This is a genomic window from Cupriavidus basilensis (assembly GCF_008801925.2).
GTDB classification, from domain to species: Bacteria; Pseudomonadota; Gammaproteobacteria; order Burkholderiales; family Burkholderiaceae; genus Cupriavidus; species Cupriavidus basilensis.
On record NZ_CP062804.1, the window covers coordinates 3,124,402 to 3,147,021 of the forward strand.

At 66.8% G+C, this 22,620-nt stretch carries 23 protein-coding genes; 10 read left to right on the forward strand and 13 right to left on the reverse strand.

What is annotated here, in order from left to right; translation table 11 throughout:
- Positions 1–13 precede the first annotated feature (13 nt).
- The 3 genes from F7R26_RS34810 to F7R26_RS34820 all read right to left on the reverse strand — a co-directional run bounded on the left by F7R26_RS34810 (position 14) and on the right by F7R26_RS34820 (position 3,885).
- A complete protein-coding gene (locus F7R26_RS34810; RefSeq protein WP_150985217.1) occupies positions 14–1,756 on the reverse strand; it encodes a long-chain fatty acid--CoA ligase in 1,743 nt (580 codons plus the stop codon).
- Positions 1,757–1,831: 75 nt separating this feature from the next.
- The gene (locus F7R26_RS34815; RefSeq protein WP_150985216.1) at positions 1,832–2,824 is read right to left on the reverse strand and encodes a Bug family tripartite tricarboxylate transporter substrate binding protein; all 993 of its coding nucleotides are present in this window, start codon (positions 2,822–2,824) and stop codon (positions 1,832–1,834) included.
- Between the two features lie 56 nt (positions 2,825–2,880).
- On the reverse strand, positions 2,881–3,885 hold the full coding sequence (locus tag F7R26_RS34820) for a tripartite tricarboxylate transporter substrate binding protein (RefSeq protein WP_150985215.1): 1,005 nt from the start codon (positions 3,883–3,885) through the stop codon (positions 2,881–2,883).
- Between the two features lie 315 nt (positions 3,886–4,200).
- Between F7R26_RS34820 and F7R26_RS34825 the strand changes: the two genes are divergently transcribed.
- Positions 4,201–5,337, forward strand: a complete 1,137-nt coding sequence (locus tag F7R26_RS34825) for an AraC family transcriptional regulator (protein WP_193692214.1) — start codon at positions 4,201–4,203, stop codon at positions 5,335–5,337.
- Positions 5,338–5,464: 127 nt separating this feature from the next.
- Here F7R26_RS34825 and F7R26_RS34830 read toward each other — a convergent pair whose 3' ends face one another.
- Positions 5,465–5,899: a universal stress protein gene (locus tag F7R26_RS34830; protein ID WP_150985214.1), complete on the reverse strand. Its 435-nt coding sequence runs from the start codon at positions 5,897–5,899 to the stop codon at positions 5,465–5,467.
- Between the two features lie 44 nt (positions 5,900–5,943).
- A complete protein-coding gene (locus F7R26_RS34835; protein WP_150985213.1) occupies positions 5,944–6,162 on the reverse strand; it encodes a YdcH family protein in 219 nt (72 codons plus the stop codon).
- Between the two features lie 397 nt (positions 6,163–6,559).
- Here F7R26_RS34835 and F7R26_RS34840 point away from each other — a divergent pair, with 397 nt between their 5' ends.
- Together F7R26_RS34840 and F7R26_RS34845 are read left to right on the forward strand one after the other, a co-directional pair.
- On the forward strand, positions 6,560–7,012 hold the full coding sequence (locus F7R26_RS34840) for a helix-turn-helix domain-containing protein (protein WP_150985212.1): 453 nt from the start codon (positions 6,560–6,562) through the stop codon (positions 7,010–7,012).
- Positions 7,013–7,112: 100 nt separating this feature from the next.
- On the forward strand, positions 7,113–7,322 hold the full coding sequence (locus F7R26_RS34845; RefSeq protein WP_150985211.1) for a hypothetical protein: 210 nt from the start codon (positions 7,113–7,115) through the stop codon (positions 7,320–7,322).
- A 92-nt stretch (positions 7,323–7,414) separates the two neighbouring features.
- Here F7R26_RS34845 and F7R26_RS34850 read toward each other — a convergent pair whose 3' ends face one another.
- From F7R26_RS34850 to F7R26_RS34870, 5 genes are all read right to left on the reverse strand, one after another.
- The gene (locus tag F7R26_RS34850) at positions 7,415–8,659 is read right to left on the reverse strand and encodes a CaiB/BaiF CoA transferase family protein (RefSeq protein ID WP_241754653.1); all 1,245 of its coding nucleotides are present in this window, start codon (positions 8,657–8,659) and stop codon (positions 7,415–7,417) included.
- A complete protein-coding gene (locus F7R26_RS34855) occupies positions 8,656–9,519 on the reverse strand; it encodes a MaoC/PaaZ C-terminal domain-containing protein (protein ID WP_150985210.1) in 864 nt (287 codons plus the stop codon). The genes F7R26_RS34850 and F7R26_RS34855 overlap by 4 nt, the downstream gene beginning before the upstream one ends.
- Positions 9,520–9,523: 4 nt before the next feature.
- Positions 9,524–10,438 carry an SDR family NAD(P)-dependent oxidoreductase gene (locus F7R26_RS34860; protein WP_150985209.1) on the reverse strand — a complete coding sequence of 305 codons (915 nt, stop codon included), beginning with the start codon at positions 10,436–10,438 and terminating at the stop codon, positions 9,524–9,526.
- Between the two features lie 86 nt (positions 10,439–10,524).
- Positions 10,525–10,674, reverse strand: a complete 150-nt coding sequence (locus tag F7R26_RS34865) for a hypothetical protein (RefSeq protein ID WP_170301819.1) — start codon at positions 10,672–10,674, stop codon at positions 10,525–10,527.
- A 53-nt stretch (positions 10,675–10,727) separates the two neighbouring features.
- Positions 10,728–11,720 (reverse strand): Bug family tripartite tricarboxylate transporter substrate binding protein, encoded by a 993-nt coding sequence (locus F7R26_RS34870; protein ID WP_150985208.1) that lies wholly within the window; start codon positions 11,718–11,720, stop codon positions 10,728–10,730.
- Between the two features lie 193 nt (positions 11,721–11,913).
- On the opposite strand from F7R26_RS34870, the gene F7R26_RS34875 reads away from it, so the two are divergent.
- From F7R26_RS34875 to F7R26_RS34885, 3 genes are all read left to right on the forward strand, one after another.
- The gene (locus F7R26_RS34875; RefSeq protein ID WP_150985207.1) at positions 11,914–12,816 is read left to right on the forward strand and encodes a LysR family transcriptional regulator; all 903 of its coding nucleotides are present in this window, start codon (positions 11,914–11,916) and stop codon (positions 12,814–12,816) included.
- A gap of 102 nt (positions 12,817–12,918) precedes the next feature.
- A complete protein-coding gene (locus F7R26_RS34880; RefSeq protein WP_150985206.1) occupies positions 12,919–13,197 on the forward strand; it encodes a type II toxin-antitoxin system Phd/YefM family antitoxin in 279 nt (92 codons plus the stop codon).
- Positions 13,194–13,514: a type II toxin-antitoxin system RelE/ParE family toxin gene (locus F7R26_RS34885; RefSeq protein WP_150985205.1), complete on the forward strand. Its 321-nt coding sequence runs from the start codon at positions 13,194–13,196 to the stop codon at positions 13,512–13,514. The genes F7R26_RS34880 and F7R26_RS34885 overlap by 4 nt, the downstream gene beginning before the upstream one ends.
- Positions 13,515–13,586: 72 nt before the next feature.
- On the opposite strand, the gene F7R26_RS34890 is transcribed toward F7R26_RS34885, so the two are convergent.
- The 3 genes from F7R26_RS34890 to F7R26_RS34900 form a co-directional block, all read right to left on the reverse strand.
- Positions 13,587–14,915: a TldD/PmbA family protein gene (locus F7R26_RS34890; RefSeq protein WP_150985204.1), complete on the reverse strand. Its 1,329-nt coding sequence runs from the start codon at positions 14,913–14,915 to the stop codon at positions 13,587–13,589.
- Positions 14,915–16,348, reverse strand: coding sequence for a TldD/PmbA family protein (locus F7R26_RS34895; RefSeq protein WP_150985203.1), 1,434 nt, complete (start codon positions 16,346–16,348; stop codon positions 14,915–14,917). The genes F7R26_RS34890 and F7R26_RS34895 overlap by 1 nt, the downstream gene beginning before the upstream one ends.
- Before the next feature lie 128 nt (positions 16,349–16,476).
- Positions 16,477–17,448 (reverse strand): tripartite tricarboxylate transporter substrate-binding protein, encoded by a 972-nt coding sequence (locus F7R26_RS34900; RefSeq protein ID WP_150985315.1) that lies wholly within the window; start codon positions 17,446–17,448, stop codon positions 16,477–16,479.
- Positions 17,449–17,901: 453 nt separating this feature from the next.
- Between F7R26_RS34900 and F7R26_RS34905 the strand changes: the two genes are divergently transcribed.
- The 4 genes from F7R26_RS34905 to F7R26_RS34920 are packed head-to-tail and all read left to right on the forward strand — an operon-like array spanning position 17,902 to position 22,595.
- A complete protein-coding gene (locus F7R26_RS34905; RefSeq protein WP_150985202.1) occupies positions 17,902–19,071 on the forward strand; it encodes an acyl-CoA dehydrogenase family protein in 1,170 nt (389 codons plus the stop codon).
- 11 nt (positions 19,072–19,082) lie between these two features.
- On the forward strand, positions 19,083–20,282 hold the full coding sequence (locus F7R26_RS34910) for a CaiB/BaiF CoA transferase family protein (RefSeq protein WP_150985201.1): 1,200 nt from the start codon (positions 19,083–19,085) through the stop codon (positions 20,280–20,282).
- Between the two features lie 44 nt (positions 20,283–20,326).
- Entirely contained in the window at positions 20,327–21,709 is a 1,383-nt protein-coding gene (locus F7R26_RS34915; RefSeq protein ID WP_150985200.1) for an MmgE/PrpD family protein, read from the forward strand.
- Between the two features lie 28 nt (positions 21,710–21,737).
- Complete coding sequence (locus tag F7R26_RS34920; RefSeq protein ID WP_150985199.1) at positions 21,738–22,595, forward strand: HpcH/HpaI aldolase/citrate lyase family protein; 858 nt, start codon at positions 21,738–21,740, stop codon at positions 22,593–22,595.
- Positions 22,596–22,620: the final 25 nt, after the last annotated feature.

The following is a 22,620-nucleotide window of genomic DNA, read 5'->3' on the forward strand; positions in this document are numbered from 1 at the left end:
TCGCTGTTCTGGTTCAGGCCACGCTGCCGGCGGCGGCCGGTTGATCTCCGCCCTGGTCCTGCTCCAGCTCCTGCAGTGCCCGCCACTGGATCTTGCCGGTGGCCGACTTGGGCAACGCATCGACAAAGCTCACAATGCGCGGCACCTTGTAGGCCGCCAGCCGCTCGCGGCACCACGCCATGATCTGCTCGGCGCTGGCCTCGGGCGTGCCGCGCGCGGCCGGCTTGAGCGCCACCACGGCCTTGACGGTCTCGCCGCGGCGCGCGTCGCGCGCGGCGATCACGCAGGCTTCGTGGATGGCGGGATGCCCGTAGAGCAGGTTCTCCACCTCCGCCGGCCAGACCTTGAAGCCGGATGCGTTGATCATGCGTTTGAGCCGGTCGCGCATGAAGAAATAGCCTTCCTCATCCATAAAGCCGAGGTCGCCGGTGCGCAGGAAGCGCTTGCCATCGATCTCGATGAACGATTCCGCGTCGGCCTGCGGGTTGCGCCAGTAGCCGCGCATCACCTGCGCGCCATGGGCCACGATCTCGCCCAGCTCGCCCTGCGGCAGTTCGGCCAGGGTGTGCGGGTCGATCACGCGCGCGTCCACACCGAACGTGGCAATGCCCAGGCATTCGCGCTTGGGCCGGTGGCGCGGATTGGACAGCAGGAAGGCGGCGGTCTCGGTCAGGCCGTACGCCTCCACGTAATGCAGGCCAAAGCGCTCCTGCAGCATGGTGGCCACGGCGTCCGGCATGGCGGCCCCACCGCCGCCCAGGTAGGCAAGGCTGGAGAGGTTGCGCTCGCCGATGCCCGGCTGCGCGAAGAAATCCACCAGCATGGCGGGCGGCGCGCCCCAGGTGGAAACTTGGTAGCGCTCGATCAGGTCTGCTGCTGCCGCGCGATCCCAGCGCGGCAGCAGCACGATGGTGGCGCCCAGGTAAAGCGGCGCGTGGATGCCGTTCTGCATGCCCAGCAGATGGAACATCGGTGCGACCGACAAGCACACGCTCTGCGGGCTGGCGCTGCGCCACAGCTGCGAACCCACCGCGGCGCTCATCAGCGTGCCGTGCGTATGCATGCAGCCCTTGGGATGACCAGTGGTGCCCGAGGTGTAGGCCAGCATGCACAGCGTGTCAAAGCCAGCCTGATGGGCGCGCGGGACATGGCCCGCGGCGTCGGCCTGCGCCCAGGTCGCCAGCGTGGCGCCTGCGGGTGCGCAGGCGGGCAGCGGGGTGCGCTCGCAAAGCCAGGCGGGCACGCTGCCGGTGCCGCCGGCGGCCTCGAGCATGTCCCCGTACTGATGCACGATGATATGCGCCAGCTTGGCGCCATGCAGTGGCGCGATCTGCGGATAAAGCTCCGCCGCGACGAAGGCCGCTACCGCGCCGCTGTCCGCGGCCACGTGTTCGAGCTCCCCGGTCAGCCACATCGGGTTGGCTGGTACGACCACCGCCTCGGCACGCAGGATGGCGTAGTAGGCCACGATGAACTGCGGGCAGTTCTGGCTGAACAGCATCACGCGGTCGCCCGGCGCCACGCCGCAAGCTTGCTGCAGGTAGCCGGCCATGCGCTCGATCTGCGCATGCAGGCTGGCGTAGGAGATGGCCGTATGGAAATACTGGATCGCGGTCTTGTCCGGATAGCGCCGGGCGGCCACCTCGACGTTGTAGGCCAGGCTGGTGCGCGGCACGCACGCCTCGGCAGGCATGCCTGGAGGCCAGTGGGGAGAACGGTAGGCCGGAGCGTGGGTAGCAAAAGCAGCTTGATTCATGAGAAACGCAAAGTGGGAAAATTGCAGGCCACCACTGGCCCGGCGCGCATCAAGGCGGCGTGCATCGGGACAGCGTTAGTCAAGGCGGATGTTGCGGGTGCGGATGACCTTGCCCCAGCGCGCGTAATCGCTGCGCATGGTCTCGGCGAAGGCATCGGGCGTGCTGCCGGCAAGCACCACGCCCATATCGTTCATGCGCGCGCGCACGGCTGGCATGGCCAGCACGCGGTTGACGTCAGAGGAGAACTTTTCGATCACCGGGCGCGGCGCGGCGGCCGGCAGCAACAGCCCGAACCAGCCCATCGAATCCATGCCCGCGATGCCAGACTCGCGAAAGGTCGGCACGTCTGGCAATTGCGGCGCGCGCGCGGGGCCGGTCACCGCCAGCGCGCGCAGGCGGCCGGTTGCCACGTGCGGGCGCGCGCCCATCACCGAGATGATCGCCGCGGGGATCTGCCCGCCGAGCAGGTCGTTCAGTTCCGGTGCCTCGCCCTTGTACGACACGTGGGTCATGTCCAGCCCCGCCGCCTCGTTGAACACTTCGCAGTAGAGATGGCCGCTGGAGCCGGTGCCGTAGGAGCCATAGTTGAACTGCCTTGGCCTGGACTTCACCAGCGCGATGAATTCGGCCAGCGTCGTGGCGGGCACCGAGTTGTGCACCGCGAACACCAGGCTGGTGGTGCCAAGATTGGACACCGGGGCAAAATCGCGCACCGGATCGAACGGCGCCTTGGCGTAGAGGCTGGGGGCCTGGACCAGCGTGGTGATGGTAAGCAGCGCGGTATGGCCGTCGGCATCGGCCTTGGCCACGGCGTCGGCGCCGATCATGCCGCTGGCGCCCGGGCGGTTTTCCACCACGATGGGGCGCTGCCACATCTTGCCGAGCGGCTCGGCAATCGCGCGTGCCAGCACATCGGTGGCGCCGCCCGCGGGGTAGGGCACCACCAGCCGCACGGGCTTGGCCGGGAAAGCGTCGGCACGCGCCGGGCTCAGCCCCAGGCCCAGGCCGCCGGCGGCGAGGGCGCCGGCTCCGATCTGCTGCAATGCCTTGCGGCGCGTGTGCTGCATCGCTGCTCCTGAATCCGCCCCGAACGGGCACGAGAGAGTTGGGAAATGCTGCGGGCTCAGTCGAGCCGGATATTGAGCTTGCGGATCACGCCGTTCCAGTAAGCCTGGTCGGCGCGCGCCACCTCGGCAAACTCCATCGGCCGGGTGCCTTTCACGATCACTCCAAGGTCGGTCATGCGCTGCCGGATATCGGGTGTGGCCAGGATGGCGTTCACGTCCGCAGAAACCTTGTCCACGATCGGCCGGGGCGTGCCGGCCGGGGCAAACAGGCCGAACCAGCCGGGCCCGTCCAGGCCGCTGTAGCCCAGCTCCTGGAAGGTCGGCACCTCGGGCAGCATGGGCGCCCGGGTGTTGCCCACCACCGCCAGCGCGCGCAGGCGGCCGGTGCGCACATGCGGCTTGATCCCCATCACGGAGATGGTGCCCACCGACACCTGGCCGCCCAGCAGGTCGTTGAGCAACGGCGCCTCGCCTTTGTAGGGGACATGGATCATGTCGACCCCGGCGGCGCCGGTAAACACTTCCATATAGAGGTGCGCGCCGCTGCCGGTGCCGTAGGTGCCGTACGAATACCCTTTCGGCTTGCCCTTCGCCATCTGCACCACCTCGGCGAGGCTGCCGGGCATGGACGAATTGGCGGCCACCACCAGGTGCGAAGTCGCCAGCTCCGACAGCGCGACCAGGTCGCGCATCGGGTCGAAAGGCGGCTTTGCATACTGGCTGGGCAACTGCACCACGCTGGTCAGCGTGAGCAGCAAGGTGTAGCCATCCGCAGGCGCCTTGGCCACCGTATCGGCACCGATCATGCCGCTGGCGCCCGGGCGGTTTTCCACCACCACAGTGCGCTGCCACTGCTGGCCAAGCGGCGCGGCAATGGCGCGGGCGAGCACGTCGGTGGCGCCCCCCGCCGGATAAGGCACCACCAGCCGCACCGGCTTGGCGGGGTATCCGGCGGGCACGGCGCCTTGCGCGAGCGCGCTGGCGATCCCGGAGATGCCGCCGCCAGCGGCGAACGAGGCCGCGCCAAGCCGTAACAGGGTCCTGCGACGTCCTATCTGCATCCTGCTTCTCCCCACGTGAACCGCCACGCCGCGCCCTGCGGGTGCGCAGGCCGGCAAGGGATGAGATTGCGCGATGGTGCACTGCGTGGACAATGACCTTTCGGCCCAAAATGATTGGCCGAATCGTTCAGGGAAAAGCCTGCCTTTGGTAAATCCGGATTGTGCTGGGGCGCAGCATCGGGTTAACTGGCGCACATAGCCGGCACAGAACCGGCTGTGGTCCGGCAAGTCTGTGCGTTGCGCTGCGGTGCAGCGAGATGCAGCCCAGGGTAGATCCGGACCGGGACCAGGGAGTCCGTTGAGAACGAGGAGACAATGCAAAGCGCCGCACTCAGGGCATCCGCACCGTCATCGATGGCGGTGCCGCTCAGTTCCCTCCCGCCAGGCACACCGGGCGCCGACGCCGCCCAGCCGCCCACGCGCCACACTATTTCCGTGCTGCAGCTGCACCAGATCGTGCAAGGCGCACGCCGCCTTGGCTGCGACATCGACGCCCTGCTGCGCCGCGCCGCCATTTCGCCCGCGTTGCTGCAGTCGCCCAGCGCGCGCGTGAGCGAGCGCCAGTTTGCCGCGCTGATGCGCTCGATGCGGCGCGTCACACGCGATGAGTTCTGGGGCTTGCTCAGCCGGCCGGTGGCGCCGGGGGTGTTCGCCCAGGCCTGCCAGGCGTTGATCCACTGCGCCACGCTGGAGGACGCCATGCGCGCCGGGCTGAACCTGTATCGCCTGCACCTGGTCGATTTCGTGCCCCGGCTGCAACAGCGCGACGGCCGCGCCACCCTGCTCCTGCTACCTCGCGCGCCCGCCACGGCGTGCCGCCAGTACGCGCAATCCACTTTCGCCTTCCAGGCTTACGGGGTGGCCAACTGGCTGGTGGCGCAGCGCATTCCCCTCACCGGCGTCGACCTGGCCGCGCGCGGCCCGGAACCTGCGCGCGGGCCATCCCGGCTCACTGATACCGAACGGGTCTTCAACACCCAGGTCCGCTATGGCCAGCCGCACACCGCCTTGCACTTCGACGCCAGCTGGCTGCGCCTGCCCGTGGTCCAGGACGCCAGCAGCCTGCGAGCCTTCCTGAACGACACGCCGCGCAACCTGCTCACCCGCTACCGCGACGACTCCTGCCTCGCCGAGCGCATCCGGCGCCACCTGCGCTGCCACCTCGATGACGAACTGCCCTCGCTGGAACAAATGGCCGAGGCCCTGCGCCTGACGCCGCAAACCCTGCGCCGCCGCCTGCGCGAGGAAGGGCGCGGCTACCAGAGCATCAAGGACAGCCTGCGACGCGACGCGGCCATCGCCTTGCTGGAACACACGGACCTTGCACTGCAGCAGGTGGCGCTGCGCGTGGGGTTTTCAGAACCCAGCACGTTTCATCGCGCGTTCAAGAAATGGACGGGAGTGGCGCCCGGGGAGTACCGGCAGCGGCAGATGATGGAGTCCGCGGCCTGAGTGCCTGGACGCAGCGGACGAAGAGGAAGTTGAAGATCCCGTCGAATTGCCGGTGAGCGGCTCGGGCCGGCGGGATCTGCGCGGCGCAACAAATCAAAAATCAAAAATCACAAATCCCCTGGCACGCTCAGCGGAACACCAGCACCGGAATATCGCTATGCGTCAGCACCTTCTGGGTCTCGCTGCCCAGCAGCAGGCCGCTGATGCCGCGCCGCCCGTGCGACGCCATGAAGATCACGTCGCAGCCTAGCTCCTTGGCCATGCCGATGATGCCCCGATAGGGCGCGGAGGCAGTGGATGTGGCACCCGAACACGGCACGCCAGCCAGTGCCGCGGCCGATTCCACCTTGGCCAGCTCCTCGCGCGCCGCGGCCTCGATGCGATGCTCGAAGACCGACTTCTTCTCATGGCCAGCGTCGCTGGACATCAGGAACGGATACTCCTCGAGGCACATATACGGGGTCAGCTTGGCGCCGGTCGTGCGCGCGAACTCGACGGCCGCCGGGAAGGCCTTTTGCGAGAGTTCCGATCCGTCGATGGGGAGCAGGATATGTTTGAACATGGGATGGCCTTTCAATTGGCAGATTGGCGGATTTGATATTGGCTTCAGGAAGCCGAGACCTTGCGCAGGATGACGTAGAGCTGGTCCTTCAGCAGCAGCTTTTCCTTCTTGAGGATCTCGATGGCGGTGCTATCTGCGGGAACCGTGCCCGCCTCCATGTTCTTGATCTCATGGTCCAGTTCGTTGTGGCGGGTAAACAGCCGCGCAAAGTGGGCGTCCTGGGTCTTGAGGATGGATATCTGATCGCGGAATTCAGGAAACATGGGCCTCACCTTGGGTGGGAGTTGGAAGGCTGGAGCGTTCAGGAGCATTGTGCCGGGAACCGGGCACGCGAGGCTTGATATGGATCATGTCCGGTGGGCTGGGGCACAGCTCTTGCCGGATGGCCTTATCCCGGGCGTCGCCATGCCTGCTCGCAATTGACCGGCCGACCATAGCAACAAAAGTTTTGTGGACGTCACGGGCATACCGCCTGATAGTTCGATCTAAAAACAGAGAGTCCAGCCTCGATCCATGAGCAGAAAGATGCACGCGACTCCACGGGACTTGCAAATTATCGGGAATAACCAATAATAGGGAGGTGCCTTGTCTTATCGACACGAACGCCGCCCGGGGAGAGCGCCATGCGAAGGAACGTACCTGAAAGCAAAGGAGCGCATCATGGCCAAAGATGGCAAGAACGTTTTGAATCCCGACTCGTTCGAGACGTTTCGCAAACGGGCTCTCGACAAGCCTGAGACACGCCGCGCCTATCTGGCGGAAACGCAGATGCTCGACGAAGATCCCGATACGCGGTTTGCAATGGCTGGCCGGGTCGGAAGCATCCTGCGCGCTGCGCGCCAGAAGAGCGGCAAAACACAGGCGCAGCAATCCGCCGACAGCGGCATGCTGCAATCCGAGATCAGCCGGATCGAGAACGGCGGCGGTTCGCTCGGGCCCTCGATGGAAACGATCGTGAATTACGCTCACGCGCTCGACATGGAGGTCGTATTGATGCTGAAGCCGCGTGAAGCCAAACTGCCTCTTGAACTGATCGAGCCCGCCGATGAGTCGGCCGATGAAGCGAAGGCCGTGTCGGATATGAGCAGGGTACGGCTGTGGGGTGTCTTTTGATTGCGCACGCAATGTCGCATTTCTTCGGGCACTGGACGGAGATCGTCATCGAAGGCATGACCTTGCTCAGCGTCATGCTGATCGGCGTCCGGCCGCGCGCATGACCCGGCGCCTCAAGGGCGCAATGATCGCCAAGGGCATACCGAACGACCTGGGGGTTGTCTCCGACAAGGCGCGATACAAGCGCAAGGCGTTTGTAGCCGCCGCACTGTCGTGGGAGCCACGAGACAGCCAGCAGCCGATTTGCGGGCCGCTGCTCGCTATCGTGGTCTCGGCCGTCAAGATTGACCTGATGCTGTTCGGTTCCTGACGGCTGGCGGCATCTTATGCACCGCCGTGCGCAAGCCGATGGTACGCGCCCCGGCTGCTGCACCTGGGTAACGCGTACCGCCGGAACCGGCCTCAGATCAAGCCTTGTTCGCGCAGGGCCGCGATCCGCGCTGCCGACATGCCCAGCACGCCCGAAAGCACCGCCTCGGTATGTTCGCCCAGCCGCGGGGGCGCCGCGTCATACCTGACCGGCGTGGCCGAAAGCCGCAACGGGCTCTTCACCGTGGGACAAACCCCGCCATCGCTGCGCACCATATCCACCTGCAGTTCACGATACCTGACCTGCGGGTCCTCCAGCACCTGCGCATAGTCGTTGATCGGCCCGCAAGGAATACCTTCGCGCTCCAGCGCTTGCACCCAATGCGCGGTCGTGCCCGTGCGCATATGGGTCTCGAGCAGCGGCACCAGCACGTCGCGATTGACGATGCGGCCAGTGCCGGTGGCGAAACGTTCGTCCGTGGCAAGGTCCGGGCGCGCCACGCCCCGGCAGTACCCTTGCCATTGCCCGTCGTTGCCCGCGGCCACGATCATGTGGCCGTCCGCCGTGGCAAACACGTGGTACGGCACCATGTTCGCGTGCGCGTTCCCGAAACGCTGCGGCGTCTTTCCGGTGATCTTCTGCGCCAGGATCGGCGTCGCCCCGACCGCCACCACGGCATCGAGCAGCGCCATGTCGATGCGCTGCCCCTCGCCGGTACGCTCGGCATGGCGCAGCGCCGCCAGCACGGCCACGGTGGCATACATGCCGGTGAGCATGTCGACCACGGCCACGCCGACCTTCTGCGGGCCGCCACCAGGCAGGTCGTCACGCTCGCCGGTGATGCTCATCAACCCGCCGATGCCCTGGAAGATGAAGTCATAGCCGGGCTTGTGCGCGCTCGGGCCCTCCTGGCCGTAGCCGGTGATGGAGCAATAGACCAGTGCCGGGTTGATGGCCTTGAGGCTGTCATAGTCCAGGCCATAGCGCTTCAGGTCGCCGACCTTGTAGTTCTCCAGCACGATCTGCGATTTCGCCGCCAGCTCGCGCACGATGCTCTGCCCTTCGGGGCTGGCGATATCGAGCGTGACCGAGCGCTTGCCGCGGTTGGCGCCGGCGTAGTAGCTCGCATCGCGCGAGGGCTTGCCGTCGCCGTCGGGCAGCCAGGGCGGGCCCCAGGAGCGGGTGTCGTCGCCCACGCCGGGGCGCTCGACCTTGATCACCTCGGCGCCGAGGTCGGCCAGGTTCTGGGCGCACCAGGGACCGGCCAGGATGCGCGAGAGGTCCAGCACACGTACGCCGTCGAGCGCGCTCTTCATGGTTGTTGCCGTTGTTGTCATGCACGGAACTCCGCTACGCCGTTGCTGAGCACGGTGACGTCGCGCGCGGGCACGCGGGCGTCGAACAGCACGCGGCCGCCGCCTTCGCGCCACATGCGCACTTCGAGGGTTTCGCCGGGAAATACCGGGCGGGAAAAACGCACATTGAGTTCGAGCAGCTGATCGCCATCGCCGTTGGCGAAGGTGTCGACCAGCGCGCGCGCCGCCACGCCATAGGTGCACAGGCCGTGCAGGATGGGCGCGTCGAAGCCAGCCGCCCGCGCCACTTCCGGATCGGCATGCAACGGGTTGGGATCGGCATTGAGGCGGTACAGCAACGCGGCCTGCGGCATGATCGCCAGGTTGCGAGCCGCATCCGGCGCGCGGGCCGGCACTGCCGGCAGTGCCTCGGGCGCGGTATCGCCCTGGCCAAAGCCGCCGTCGGCGCGGCAGAAGGTGGTGTGGTTCACGGTGGCCAGTTCGGCACCGGTGGCCGCATCCACCAGCGTGCGCTCCACGATCACGAGCGCGCCCTTGTCGGCCCCCTTGTCGATGACATGGGTCACCCGTGCACGCGCACGCACGGTGCCGGACGCCGGCAGCGGACGGTGCAGGCGCAGGCGCTGCTCGCCGTGGACGATGCGCACCCAGTCAATGCCGCTCTTCGGGTCCTGCATCCAGAAGCCGGGATAGGCCAGCACCACGGCCTGCGTTGGAAAGGCCTTGAGCTGCGCTTCATAAACGTATTGCAGCTGGCGCGGATCGGTGGGCTGCTCGCCCAGGCCAAGACCCAGCGCGTAGAGGATGGAATCCTTCTCGCCGTAGGTTTGCGTGACCTCCGGGAAGTCCCAGTTCTTGATGCGGTTGTAGTCGAGCGGCATGGCGTCAGATCGGGTCCCAGCTGATCACGTCGGGCGAGCGCTCGAGCTTGAAGAAGCTGTTGCGCATGGCAGGGATGGCGATCTGGGCAATGGATTCCGGGGTCCAGCCTTCGCTCATGTGGACCGAGCGCACCGGACGCGGCTGGCTCATCAGCATGATCTCGTTGGCGCGCACGGCGAAGATCTGCGCGTTGACTTCATGCGCGGCATCGCTGGCGAGGAAGGCGGCCATCGGCGCGACCTTGTTGGCTTCCATCTTTTGCAGCTTGGCAACACGCGCCTTTTCTTCCGGGGTCTCCGAGGGGATCGAGCTGGTCATGCGGCTCCAGGCGAACGGCGCGATGCAGTTCGAGCGCACATTGAAGCGGGCCATGTCCAGTGCGATCGACTTCGACAGCGCGGCAATGCCAAGCTTGGCAGCCGAGTAGTTGGCCTGGCCCAGGTTGCCGATCAGGCCAGAGGTGGAAGTCATGTGCACGTAGGCGCCGCTCTCCTGGTCCTTGAAGTGGTTGGCGGCGGCGCGGCTGACAAAGAACGTGCCGTTGAGGTGGACGTCGATCACCGAGCGCCATTCTTCCTCGTTCATCTTGAAGAACATGCGGTCGCGCAGGTTGCCGGCGTTGTTGACCACGGCATCGATGCGGCCGAAGTTGTCGATCGCGCATTGCACGATGGCATTGGCGCCCTGCCAGCTCGATACGCTGTCGGTGTTGGCTACCGCAATGCCGCCGGCGGCGACGATCTCGTCGACTACGCGCTGCGCGGGGCCGGCATCACCACCTTCACCGGTGAGCGATACGCCGATGTCGTTGACCACCACCTTGGCGCCGGCCTTGGCCAGTTCCAACGCTACGCCGCGCCCGATGCCACCACCCGCGCCGGTCACCAGCGCTACCTTGCCTGCCATCACTCCACTCATATTCATACTCCTGTCTACACGTTTGCTTGCTCGGCGGCCTGGCATGCGCCAGGCCGGATATTGATTGATCTCTTTTGGTTGATCTCTTATTCCAGGCGTGCGCCCGAGTCCTTCACGACCTTGCTCCAGCGCGTGATCTCCGCATCGATATGCGCGCCCATCAGCCCCACCGCGAGCGGGGCGATCAGCGCAGCCGGTAGCCATGACCTGCGGTGGCGCACTCTCGATGCTCCCATGCCTTGTCCCCTCGTTGTGCTGTGGTGTCGCGTGCCGTGCTTCGGGCTCGCCCTCATTGCTGTGGAATGCCGGTGTCCTTCACCACCTTGGCCCAGCGCACGCGCTCCGCGTCGATGAACCTGGCGAAATGCTCGGGCGTGTCGCCGCCCGGCACCCCACCGAGATCGGCCAGGCGCGTTTTCACTTCGGGCTCGGCCAGGATGCCGGCCACCGTCTTTTGCAGGCGCGAGATCACCGCGGCCGGCGTGCCCGCCGGCGCCACCAGGCCGAACCATGCGGTCACCTGGAAGTCGTCGAGCCCGGCTTCCTTCATGGTGGGCACGTCGGGCAGCTCGGCCACGCGCGTGGCGCTGGTCACCGCCAGCGCGCGCAGCTTGCCGGACTGGATATGCGGCAGCGAGCTGGGCAGGTTGTCCACCATCATCGTCACCTGCCCCGCCACCAGGTCGGCCACGGCCGGCGCGGCACCCTTGTATGGCACATGGATGATGTCGATGCCGGTGCGCTTCTTGAACAGCTCACCGGACAGGTGCACCGATTGCCCGGTCCCCGACGAGGCAAACGAGAGCTTGCCCGGCTGGGACCTGGCCAGCGCGACCAGTTCCGCCACGTTGCGGGCAGGCACCTTGGCGTTGACCACCAGCACATTGGGCACCGAGACGACCATGGTGATCGGCGCGAAGTCCTCGGCACGGTAGGGAAGTTGCTTGTACAGGCCGTAGTTGATGGCATTGGGGCCGATATTGCCCATCATCAGCGTATAGCCGTCCGGCGCGGCCTGGCGCAGTGCCTGCACGCCGACGATGCCGGCCGCGCCGGCACGGTTTTCCACCACCACGGGCTGGCCCAGCAGCTCGGAGAGGCGCTTGCCGACCAGCCGCGAGGCGATATCGGTGGTGCCTCCCGCCGCTGCGGGCACGATCAGGCGCACCGGCTTGTCCGGATAGTCGGCTGCGGCAGCGCCGCCCGTGGTGGCCAAGGTAGCCACGCCCAGCATGGTGGCCACGCCCGCCAGCCTGCTTGCGCTGTAGCGCCGAACTGTCATGTGTCGTCCTCCTGGGTGGCTGCGCGGCGGCTCGGGTTTCGCGCCGCCTTTGCGCAAGGCACGCCGGTAACCGCCCGCGCAATACGGACGAGCCGGCCTTTATGGTTCTCTTGCCACGCCGAATACGATAAATTGACGGCGGGGACATTGCTATTCACGATTGACAAAAGAGGCCTTTGGCCCAGCGAAACACATGCATTACGACCTGACCGACCTGCGCCTGTTCCTCAACGTCGGCGAGACCGAAAACCTGACCCGCGCCGCCGAGCGCAGCTTCCTCTCCCTGCCCGCCGCAAGCACCCGCATCAAGCAACTGGAAGAGGCCTTCCAGACCCAGTTGCTGATCCGCCAGGTCAAGGGCGTGCGCCTGACACCCGCCGGCGACGCCCTCTTGCGCCACGCGCGCGAGGTGTTCCGCGAACTGGAGTGCCTGCACTCGGACCTGCGCCCCTACGCCAAGGGCGTCAAGGGCCGCGTGCGCCTGCTGGCCAACACCACCGCCACCAACTCCTTCCTCGCCACCGCGCTGTCGCGCTTCCTGGCCGAGAACCCGGACGTGGATATCGAGCTGGAAGAGCAGCTTTCCCAGGCCATCGTCTCGTCCATCAGCGCCGGTGCGGCGGACCTCGGCATCGTCGCCGGCGAGGTCGCCACCAATGACCTGGAGGTCATGCAGCTCTGCAGCGACGAACTGATCGTGATCGCGCCGGTCAACCACCCGCTGCCGCAATTCACCAGCCTGCACTTTGCCGACCTGCTGGATACCTGCCGCTTCGTGGGCCTGAACCAGTTCAGCGCCATCCAGTCCTTCCTGGACCGCATCGCCAGTGGCATGGGCAAGCGCATCAGCCTGCGCATCCAGCTGGGCAGCTTCGACGCCGTGTGCCGGATGGTGGAGGCAGGCGCAGGCATCGCCATCGTGCCCAATAGCTGCGCACGGCGTTATGCCAGCCGCAAGGTGCTGCGGTTTATTCCGCTTGAAGATGAATGGGCCAAGCGCGATCTGCGTCTGGTGCGCCGGCCGGGGCGGGAGTTGCCGCAGTTTGCGGAGACGTTGATTCAGTATCTGACAGATGCGGCGCGGGAGCCGGTTTGAGCGGGACTGCGCGCCGGCCTGCCGGTGGTCCATACGCGAAATGGACGCCGGATCGAATTCGGTCTATATTCGGTCATCCGGTAACTCCCGAATGGCCGCCCCGTGAAACTATCAAACATCAAGCCGATCAGCTTTCTGAAAAGCGATGCGGCCCGTATCGTCACGGAGCTCAGCGAGACGCGCGAGCCTTTGATCATTACCCAGAACGGTGAGGCTAAACTCGTCGTGCAAGACATTGCCAGCTATGAAGCGCAGCGGCAAACCATCGCGCTATTGAAGATCTTGGCGCTCGGCGAGAAAGAGATCGCGCAGGGCAAGGTGACAACGGCGGCAGACGTTTTTGCTGAACTGGATCGGCTGGACGAAAAAGACGGCGCATGAAGGTAGTCTTTCTCGAATCCGCCAAGCAAGACTTGATCGACCTTAGGCGCTATCTGGTCAGATTCAAACCCGAGGGAACCTGGCTGGCCGTCAAGAAGCAGATTCAGGAGAAGGTGGCGTACATTGCCGAGTTTCCCGCATCCGGTACTCGCCCCGACGAACTGGCAGGCTTCGCGGATGGCTTCAGGCAACATCTGACAAATCAGCAGCGAATCATTTACAGGGTCACTCCCGACACCGTCTACATCCACATCATTTGCGGGCAGGTCCAGGACTTCGAGGAATTCCTGAGCCGGCGACTTACGAGGCCATGGTGACTCAGCCCTTTTTGCGTTCGAGGATGCCGTTCAGGCAAACCCGAAGAGCCAGTGCGCCAGCTCCGCATTCGCTCAGAGCGTCAACGTGAGTTTTCCGGTCAGCGCACCTGGCAACAGCGCCGAATCGGTCTGCCGCTCGCCATAGGTATTGCTCGACACGCGCAACTGCCGCTCGCTGGTCAGCGCCTCAAGGTGCTCGCCCAGGAAGCTGTAGATGCTGTCGTCAAAGCGCATCGTGCCAAGCGGCGCCTGGATGCGGCCATCTTCCACCCAGAACGTGGCGAAGCGCGTCATGCCGGTCATGCGGGCCGCCGGCGCATCGGACCAGTTGAGATACCAGAGGTTACCTATATAGAGGCCCGTGCCGAGCGCCGCGAGCACGTCGTCCTGCGCAAGCTTGCCAGCCGCCATGGCAAGGGACTGTGGCGCCTCACCGGCACTGGCGGAATTGGCGGCGAGACCGTACTCGCGCGCGCTGCGTGGGTAGACCAGGCGGCCAGCAGGCAGCCCCGCTTGCACGAGCGTCACGTCGCTGCGTGGAATGCCTTCCGGGCCGAAGGCCGGAGCCAGCGTGCCGCTCGCGCGTTCGTCCAGGTCAAGCAAGTGGCTAAGCCGGGCGCCGCCATCGTACAGCCGCTGCAGCGGGCTTTCCTTCTGCGCCAGCGCGCGGGCCGAGAAGCCGCCCCAGGCACACATGCCGAGCACTTCGTCGAGGGCGGCGGGGGCCAGGTAGGCCCGGTAGTCGCCGGGCGGCAGCACGTGCTGCGGCTTGCCCAGGTGCTCCAGCTGCCGGCGCGCTTGTGCAAAGCGGCCGGCGAACTCGGCGGCGTCCCAGCGCGAGCCCGCGTAGTCGGCCTTCACGGCCTGGCCGTTTTCGTGGAACAGGCTCCAGTCGAAGTGGAAGCCCTGCGCGGCATGCCACCCGAAAGCGCCGAAGCTGCTGGCAAAGCCACGGTAGAGCGGGCCGGCGGCATAGATGCCGACCAGGTCGAGCCCATGGGCGGCCGCTTCGATCTGCGCGAGCACTTCTGCGGTGTCCGGCGGCGCGGCTGCATCGGCCAGCGTGCGCTGCCAGGGCTCTCGCTCCAGCATCAGGTAGGGGTCCGGCTGCAACTGGCCGATGGCCTCGCGCAACTGCAGCAAGCCGTCGGCGAGGCGCTGCCGATCGGTCGCGGGATCGCCCGACAGCGCGACGGCGATATTGGCGTGGCGCTCGTCGCGGATCAGCTGGAGCCGGGCCGTGGCCTGCCGCACCTGTCCGGCCTGGCGCACCTTCGCGCGGTTGAAGCGGATGAACTCGGACGCCTCCGCGCTGTACCACAGCGTGAAGGCTTCGCCCTCTCCCAGCGCCTTGCGCACATCCTCGGCCAGCGCCGCAAACAACGACTGCGCATCCGCCATCACGCGGCACCTCCAAAGACTTCCACTTGCTTGAACACACAGGCCGGCGAAGCATGGCCGACGCGCACCACCTGGTTGGGCTCGCCCTTGCCGCAGTACGGCGTGCCGTGCACCTCGAAGGTACTGGCATCGCCAACGGCAGCCAGGCTGCGCCAGAAATTCGCGGAAACGCCGCGATAGTTCGGATTCTTGACCACGCCCTTGAGCTCGCCGTCCTCGATCAGGCGCCCCCATTCGCAGCCGAACTGGAACTTGTTGCGCGCATCGTCGATGGACCACGAACGGTTGGACGACATCAGGATGCCGCGTTCGATGCCGCCGATAAGTTGCGCCATGGTGCGGTCGCCCGGCTCCAGGTTGAGGTTGGCCATGCGATCGATGGGCGGGCGGTTCCAGTTGCAGGCCCGGCTGTTCGCCACGCCCGGCAGCCCGCTGCGCCATTGCGACAGCGCGCCGCCCAGCGGGCGCAGCAGCAGGCCATCCCGGATCAGGAAGGCCTTCTGCGCGGGCTGGCCTTCGTCATCGTGGCCGTAGCTGGCCAGTTCCTCGGGAATGCCCGGGTCGAAGCTGATATTGAGCAGGTCCGAGCCGTACTGGTAGCGGCCGAAGTCCTCCAGCCCGATAAAGCTGGTGCCCGCGTAATTGCGTTCGTCGCCGAGGATGCGATCGAGTTCCAGCGGATGGCCAATGGATTCGTGGATCTGCAGCATCATCTGGTCCGGCATCAGCAGCAAGTCGGTAGGGCCGCTCGGCGCGTTGGGCGCCAGCAGCAGTTGCAAGGCTTCGTCCGCCACCCGCGATGCGGCGCCGGCGAAACCGAGCCGCGCGATGACCTCCGCCCCGCCCTGCTGGCCGCTGCCGAAGCCGCCAAAGCTGCGGGTCTGGCTGTCGCTGCCGTCGAAGGCGGTCACGCTGATGCCGGGATAGACGAAGCGCAGCGCCTGCCATTGTTCGGCGCCCGCGCTATTCAGGTAGAGCTGCTCATGGCGCTGGTGATCGAGATAAACCAGCCAGTTCACCAGCCGCGGATCGGCGGGCACGCTGGCGGACACCGCCGCCAGCAGGGCGAAGCGTTCGGCCAGCCCGGGGAACGCGCCGTGCAAACCAGGGGATTCGTAGCGGGCCTGGCCTTGCGGCGGCTCCAGCCCATTCAGGTCGACCAGGCCACGTCCGGCGATCCGCTGGGCGAGCGCTTCGGCGCTGTCGAGCGCGCGCTGCAATCCGGCCACGCTGAGATCGCTGGTAGCGGCGTAGGCCTCCACGCCATCCAGGCGCACGCTGAGCATGGCGCCCATGTCGTGCATGAAGGACGGCGGCTCAGCGACGCCGCGCCGCATCACGCAGCGCTCGCCGGTCTGGCGCACGAGGCGCAGCGAGTGAAACCCGGCGCGGGTGGTTAGCGCGGCGAAGTGCTGTCTGGCGCGATCGAACAAGGGGGGCTCCCGGATCCTTGGTGGAAGAGCCAGTGCTGGCGCGATCAGCTTCAGCCAATGGGCCAGCACTGGCGCATGGATCCGGAAATCTTACTATCTTTGCGCAGCGGCGATCCCGCGCCCTGCGCTCAATCCGCCTTTACCCCCGCCGCCTTGATGATCGGCGACCATTTCTCGATCTCCGACTTCAGCCAGGTGCGCAGCCCTTCCGGCGTCTGCTTGTCCTCCGGCACGATCTCGGCGCCCAGGTCCGCCAGCCGCGCCGCTACCGCCGGGTCCTTCAACGCGGTGCGCAAGGCGCCGTTGAGCCGGTCGATGACCGCGGGCGGCGTGCCATGCGGGGCATAGATGCCATGCCAGACCTTGACCTCGAAGCCCTTGAGCCCGCTCTCGGCTAGCGTGGCGGTGTCAGGCAAGGCCTTGATGCGCGTGCTGGTGGTGACGCCGTAGAGCTTGACCTTGTCGGCCTTGATATGCGGCAGGGTCTGGGTGGTCTGGTCGCACAGGATATCGACCTGGCTGCCCAAGAGGGCGGTCATCGCGGGCGCGGTGCCCTGGTAGGGAATGGCAGTAAGCTCCACGCCGATGGCTTTCTGGAACAGCATGCCGCACAGCTGCGAGACCGCGCCCAGCCCCGCATTGGCCAGGTTGACCTTGCCCTGGTTCTGGCGGATGTAGGCAATCAGTTCGGGCAATGTCCTGGCTGGCAGGTCATGACGGCCGAGCAGGGTCATGGGCACGTCGGCCACCTGGCCGACAAAGCTGAAATCCGTCAGCGGCTTGTAGGGGAGCTTGCTGTATAGCGCCGGCGCGGTGGCCATGCCGTTGTGGTGGATCAGGATGGTATAGCCGTCCGGCGCGGCTTTGGCCACGTAGGCGGCGGAGACGGTGCCGCCGGCGCCGAGCCGGTTTTCCACCACCACGCTCTGGCCCAGGGTCTTGGACATGGCCGCGGCCATGGTGCGCGCCACCACGTCGGTGGGGCCGCCCGCGGCAAAGGGGACCACCATGGTGATCGGCTTGGTGGGGTAGGCATCGGCGGCACGCGCCGGGGCAGGTGCGGTGAGTGCGGCTGCCGCGCCCAGCGCGGCGAGCGCCATCCAGCGCCATGGCACCTGGGCCCGCTTTGCCTGCGCAGCGTGTTCGATGCCGCCCTGCCTGTGCCGCTGCTGTTTGCTGCCTGCCATGTCTTTTGTCTCCATCGTGGTGGATTGGCCGCTTATGCCGGCCAGGGGCTGCCTGCGTCGGCCTGTGCGGCCGCGCGGCGTTATCGCGTTATTGTTTGTGGCAAGCGTGGCGATAAAGCGACGTATATGCAATACGGATTTCCCTAAGGGTGGGCAACGCCCGGCAAAACCCCCGGGGCACTGGCAAGTGCGTGCGGCGCCGCCCACACCCATGCCGTGCGCGCCCGGCCTGCTTCCGGGGGCGCTAAGCCGCTCTTTCGCAAATCCGAATTACCGCACGGCAGGCCCTCGGGAATAATGGCCGCAAGCTGAATCCCATCACGTCCATATAACGTCCGTATAACGTCCATACCGGGGCCCCTCTTCATGTTCGCAGAACCATCGCACGACCAGCCGTATCCCGACATCCGCGAAGCCGTGCGTGCCCTGTGCACCGGCTTCGATTCCGCCTACTGGCAACGCGTGGAAGAACAGAACGCTTTCCCCGAAGAGTTCGTGCAGGCGCTGACCAAGGCCGGCTGGCTGTCCGCCCTGATCCCGGAGGAGTACGGCGGCTCGGGCCTGCCGCTGACCGCCGCGTCCGTCATCATGGAGGAGATCAACCGCACCGGCGGCAACTCCGGCGCCTGCCACGGCCAGATGTATGTGATGGGCTGCCTGCTGCGTCACGGCTCGGCCGAGCAAAAGCAGCGCTGGCTGCCGGGCATCGCCTCGGGCGAGCTGCGCATGCAGTCGATGGCGGTGACCGAGCCCACCACCGGCACCGATACCACCAAGCTCAAGACCACCGCCGTGAAGAAGGGCGACCGCTACGTCATCAACGGCCAGAAGGTGTGGATTTCGCGCGTGCAGCACTCGGACCTGATGCTGCTGCTGGCACGCACCACGCCGCTGGACCAGGTCAAGCGCAAGTCGGAGGGGCTGTCGGTGTTCGTGGTGGACCTGCGCGAGGCCATCGGCAAGGGCCTGACGGTGCGGCCGATCCGCAATATGGTCAACCACGAGACCAACGAACTGTTCTTCGACAACCTGGAGATCCCAGCCGAGAACCTGATCGGCGAGGAAGGCAAGGGCCTCAAGTACATCCTGGACGGCCTGAACGCCGAGCGCATCCTGATCGCTTCCGAATGCGTCGGCGACGGCTACTGGTTTATCGAGCGCGCCAGCAACTATGCACGCGAGCGCATCGTGTTCGATCGCCCGATCGGCCAGAACCAGGGCATCCAGTTCCCCATCGCGCGTGCCTATGTGAACGTGGAAGCGGCCAGCCTGATGCGCTACAAGGCCGCCGCGCTGTTCGATGCCGGCAAGCCCTGCGGCAAGGAAGCCAACATCTCCAAGCTGCTCGCGGCCGATGCGTCGTGGGAAGCAGCCAACGTCTGCCTGCAGACGCACGGCGGCTTTGGCTTTGCCGCCGAATACGACATCGAGCGCAAGTTCCGCGAGACGCGCCTGTACCAGGTCGCGCCGATCTCCACCAACCTGATCCTGTCGTATGTGGCCGAGCACGTGCTCGAGCTGCCGCGTTCGTTCTGAGGGCCGCTCCCATGCTTGCTACGCACCAGGGCATCCGCCCGCTCGATGGCATCCGTGTCGTCTCCCTCGAACACGCCGTGGCCGCGCCGTTCGCCACCCGCCAGCTGGCCGACCTCGGCGCCCGCGTGGTCAAGGTGGAACGCCCCGGCGTGGGCGATTTCGCGCGTGGCTACGATGAGACCGTCCATGGCCAGGCCTCGCACTTCGTCTGGCTCAACCGCGGCAAGGAGAGCCTGACGCTCGATCTCAAGCAGGACGAGGCGCAGGCCGTGCTGCACCGCCTGCTGGCCGACGCGGACGTGCTGGTGCAGAACCTGGCACCCGGCGCGGCGGCACGCATGGGGCTGGATTTCGACACGCTGCACCCGCGCTACGGCAAGCTGATCGTCTGCGATATTTCGGGCTACGGAGACGCCGGCCCCTATCGCGACAAGAAGGCGTACGACCTGCTGATCCAGGCGGCCGCCGGCCTGATCGGCATCACCGGCAGCGCGGATGCGCCATCGCGCGCGGGGATTTCCATCGCCGACATCGCGGCCGGCATGTACGCCTATAGCGGCATCCTCTCCGCGCTGCTGCAGCGCGGGCGCACCGGCCAGGGCCTGCGCGTGGAAGTGACCATGCTGGAGGCGCTGACCGAGTGGATGAACTACGCGCTGTACTTCGGCCACTACGGCGGCAACGCGCCGGCGCGATTTGGCGCATCGCACCCGGCCATCGCGCCGTATGGCGTGCACCGTACCGGCGACGGCGGCAGCGTGATCTTCGGCCTGCAGAACGAGCGTGAATGGCAAGCCTTCTGCAACAAGGTGCTGGCGCAGCCGGCGCTGCTCAAGGACGAGCGCTTCGCCTCCAACTCGGGGCGCGTCAAGAACCGCGCCGAGCTGACCGCGTTGATCGAAGCGCGTTTCGCGCCCATGACAGTGACGCAGGTCGAAGCGCTGCTGGACGACGCGCAGATCGCCAACGCACCCATGAACGATATCGAGGCCGTGTGGAACCACCCGCAGCTGGCTGCTCGTGGTCGCTGGCGCGAAGTGGCCAGCCCCGGCGGCCCTATCGGGGCGTTGCTGCCGCCGGCCAACCTGTCGGGCGTGGAGCCGGTGATGGGCGATGTCCCGGCGCTGGGCGCGCATAGCGCGGCCATCCTGGCGGAGCTGGGTTACGGCGCGGGCGAGATTGCCAGGATGACGGACAGCAAGACGATTTGAACCACAGCACGACAAACCACCCCAGAACACCGCCCGGAGCCGGCATGAGCCAAGCCACTGACCACACCTACCCTACCCGCCAGCTGTGCGAATTCCTGGCCCGCTTCACGCTGGCCGACGTGCCCGCCGACGTGGTGGAACGCACCAAGGACCTGTTCCTCGACTGGATTGCCTCCGCCATCGCCGGCAAGGATGCACCGGCGGTGCGCAAGCTGCAGGAGTTCGTCGCCGCCATGGGCCCGCAGCAGGGCCCGGCCGAGGTGCTGGTGGATCGCCGCCGCACCTCGCCGTACTTTGCCGCGCTGATCAATGGCGCTTCCTCCCACGTGGTGGAGCAGGACGACGTGCATAACGGCTCGGTGCTGCATCCCGCCGCCGTGGTGTTCCCCGCCGTGATCGCTGCCGCGCAGGCCGAAGGCAAGAGCGGTGCCGAAGTGCTGCTGGCGTCCATCGCCGGCTACGAGGCGGGCATCCGCATCGGCGAATTCATGGGCCGCTCGCACTATCGCGTGTTCCACACCACAGGCACCGTCGGCACGCTGGCGGCAGCCGCCGCTGTCGCCAAGCTGTATGGCATGGACGCTGAGGGCATCAACCAGGCGCTCGGCTCGGCCGGCACGCAGGCCGCCGGCCTGTGGGAATTCCTGCGCGACGCCGCGGACTCCAAGCAACTGCACACTGCCAAGGCAGCTGCCGATGGCCTGATGTCCGCCTGGATCGCACGCGCTGGCTTTACCGGCGCGAAACGCATCCTGGAAGGCCCGCAGGGCATGGCCGCCGGCATGTCCAGCGACGCCAACCCCGCCGCCCTGACCGACGGCCTGGGCGAGCGCTGGGCCACCGCCGAGACCTCGTTCAAGTTCTTCGCCTCGTGCCGCCACACACACCCGGCGGCCGATGCGCTCAAGGACCTGATGCTGCGCGAGAAGATCAGCGCGGACCAGATCGCCAGCGTGACCGCCCACGTGCACCAGGGCGCCATCGACGTGCTCGGCCCCGTGACCGATCCCAAGACCATCCACCAGGCCAAGTTCTCCATGGGCACGGTGCTGGGCCTGGTCGCCGTGCACGCGCACGCCGGCCTGGGCGAGTTCGAGGACCATGCGCTGCAGGATGCCAAGGTGGCGGCCTTCCGCGACAAGGTGGAAATGGAACTCGACGACGAGATCAATGCCGCGTATCCGCGCCAGTGGATTGGCCGCGTCACGGTCAGGACCACCGACGGCCGCACGCTGCCGGGCCGCGTGGACGTACCCAAGGGCGATCCGGGCAATACGCTGTCGCGGCCTGAACTCGAAGCCAAGGCGCTGCAACTGGGCGCGTTCCGCCACGGCGCGAGCGAGGCCGAGATGCGCACCATCATCGCCCGCGTGTGGGCGCTGGAGAAGCAGGCGAGTGTCAACGACTGGCTGCCCGCCGCGAAATAACGTGGCCAATCCTGCCGAGACTCGCTCCATGTCCGCCGTCACTACCGCCACTACCGCCGCCGCTACCGCCATGACCTATCTGTTCGTGCCGGGCGACCGGCCCGAACGCTTCGACAAAGCCGCGGCCGCCGCGCCCGATGCGCTGATCCTCGATCTGGAGGACGCCGTGCATCCGGACGCCAAGCCGGCCGCGCGCGCGGCCATTGCCGCGTGGCTGCTGGAGTGCGGCGCGCAGGCGCAGGCCTATGTGCGCATCAACGACGCCAGCTCGCCGGCCTTCGCCGCCGATATGGCGTGGCTGCGCGCCCTGCCGCCCGGCGCACCGCTGGCCGGCTTGCTGGTGCCCAAGGCAGAAGATCCGGCCGCGCTTGGCGAGATCGCCCATGCGCTGGTGCAGGTCAACCCGCAGGGCCGCCTGGTCGCGATCATCGAGAGCGCGTGCGGCCTGCACGGCATCGATGCGGTCGCCAGCGCGCAAGGCGTGTCGCGGCTGGCCTTTGGTTCGCTGGACTTCGCCGTGGACCTGGGTTGCGCCCATACCCGCGAAGCGTTGCTGATGGCGCGCTCGCGCATTGTGCTGGCTTCGCGCGTGGCCGGACTGCCGCCGCCCGTGGATGGCGTCACCACCGCGCTCAAGGACGAAACCGTGCTGGCCGACGATGTAGCCCACGCGCGCGCCCTCGGCTTTGCCGCCAAGCTGTGCATTCATCCTGCCCAGCTTGCCGCGGTGCGCACGGGCTTCCTGCCCACGGCCGAGCAACTGGACTGGGCGCGGCGCGTACTGGACGCCACCGCCAGCGGCAGCCACGCCGTGCAGGTCGACGGCAAGATGGTAGACCGCCCCGTCATCGAACAGGCCCGGCGCATGCTCGCGCTGGCAGGCTAACCGGCACCGAACCCGCAATCCCCCC

What these genes read in the sequence shown, in the direction of transcription:
- F7R26_RS34820 (WP_150985215.1), bottom strand. Translation starts at nt 3,885, where the DNA reads ATGCAGATAGGACGTCGCAGGACCCTGTTACGGCTTGGCGCGGCCTCG.
- F7R26_RS34885 (WP_150985205.1), top strand. Translation starts at nt 13,194, where the DNA reads ATGAAGGTAGTCTTTCTCGAATCCGCCAAGCAAGACTTGATCGACCTT.
- F7R26_RS34870 (WP_150985208.1), bottom strand. Translation starts at nt 11,720, where the DNA reads ATGACAGTTCGGCGCTACAGCGCAAGCAGGCTGGCGGGCGTGGCCACC.
- F7R26_RS34920 (WP_150985199.1), top strand. Translation starts at nt 21,738, where the DNA reads ATGTCCGCCGTCACTACCGCCACTACCGCCGCCGCTACCGCCATGACC.
- F7R26_RS34890 (WP_150985204.1), bottom strand. Translation starts at nt 14,915, where the DNA reads ATGGCGGATGCGCAGTCGTTGTTTGCGGCGCTGGCCGAGGATGTGCGC.
- F7R26_RS34850 (WP_241754653.1), bottom strand. Translation starts at nt 8,659, where the DNA reads ATGACAACAACGGCAACAACCATGAAGAGCGCGCTCGACGGCGTACGT.
- F7R26_RS34845 (WP_150985211.1), top strand. Translation starts at nt 7,113, where the DNA reads ATGACCCGGCGCCTCAAGGGCGCAATGATCGCCAAGGGCATACCGAAC.
- F7R26_RS34855 (WP_150985210.1), bottom strand. Translation starts at nt 9,519, where the DNA reads ATGCCGCTCGACTACAACCGCATCAAGAACTGGGACTTCCCGGAGGTC.
- F7R26_RS34825 (WP_193692214.1), top strand. Translation starts at nt 4,201, where the DNA reads ATGCAAAGCGCCGCACTCAGGGCATCCGCACCGTCATCGATGGCGGTG.
- F7R26_RS34860 (WP_150985209.1), bottom strand. Translation starts at nt 10,438, where the DNA reads ATGAGTGGAGTGATGGCAGGCAAGGTAGCGCTGGTGACCGGCGCGGGT.
- F7R26_RS34865 (WP_170301819.1), bottom strand. Translation starts at nt 10,674, where the DNA reads ATGGGAGCATCGAGAGTGCGCCACCGCAGGTCATGGCTACCGGCTGCG.
- F7R26_RS34905 (WP_150985202.1), top strand. Translation starts at nt 17,902, where the DNA reads ATGTTCGCAGAACCATCGCACGACCAGCCGTATCCCGACATCCGCGAA.
- F7R26_RS34900 (WP_150985315.1), bottom strand. Translation starts at nt 17,448, where the DNA reads ATGGCGCTCGCCGCGCTGGGCGCGGCAGCCGCACTCACCGCACCTGCC.
- F7R26_RS34815 (WP_150985216.1), bottom strand. Translation starts at nt 2,824, where the DNA reads ATGCAGCACACGCGCCGCAAGGCATTGCAGCAGATCGGAGCCGGCGCC.
- F7R26_RS34835 (WP_150985213.1), bottom strand. Translation starts at nt 6,162, where the DNA reads ATGTTTCCTGAATTCCGCGATCAGATATCCATCCTCAAGACCCAGGAC.
- F7R26_RS34875 (WP_150985207.1), top strand. Translation starts at nt 11,914, where the DNA reads ATGCATTACGACCTGACCGACCTGCGCCTGTTCCTCAACGTCGGCGAG.
- F7R26_RS34915 (WP_150985200.1), top strand. Translation starts at nt 20,327, where the DNA reads ATGAGCCAAGCCACTGACCACACCTACCCTACCCGCCAGCTGTGCGAA.
- F7R26_RS34840 (WP_150985212.1), top strand. Translation starts at nt 6,560, where the DNA reads ATGGCCAAAGATGGCAAGAACGTTTTGAATCCCGACTCGTTCGAGACG.
- F7R26_RS34910 (WP_150985201.1), top strand. Translation starts at nt 19,083, where the DNA reads ATGCTTGCTACGCACCAGGGCATCCGCCCGCTCGATGGCATCCGTGTC.
- F7R26_RS34830 (WP_150985214.1), bottom strand. Translation starts at nt 5,899, where the DNA reads ATGTTCAAACATATCCTGCTCCCCATCGACGGATCGGAACTCTCGCAA.
- F7R26_RS34810 (WP_150985217.1), bottom strand. Translation starts at nt 1,756, where the DNA reads ATGAATCAAGCTGCTTTTGCTACCCACGCTCCGGCCTACCGTTCTCCC.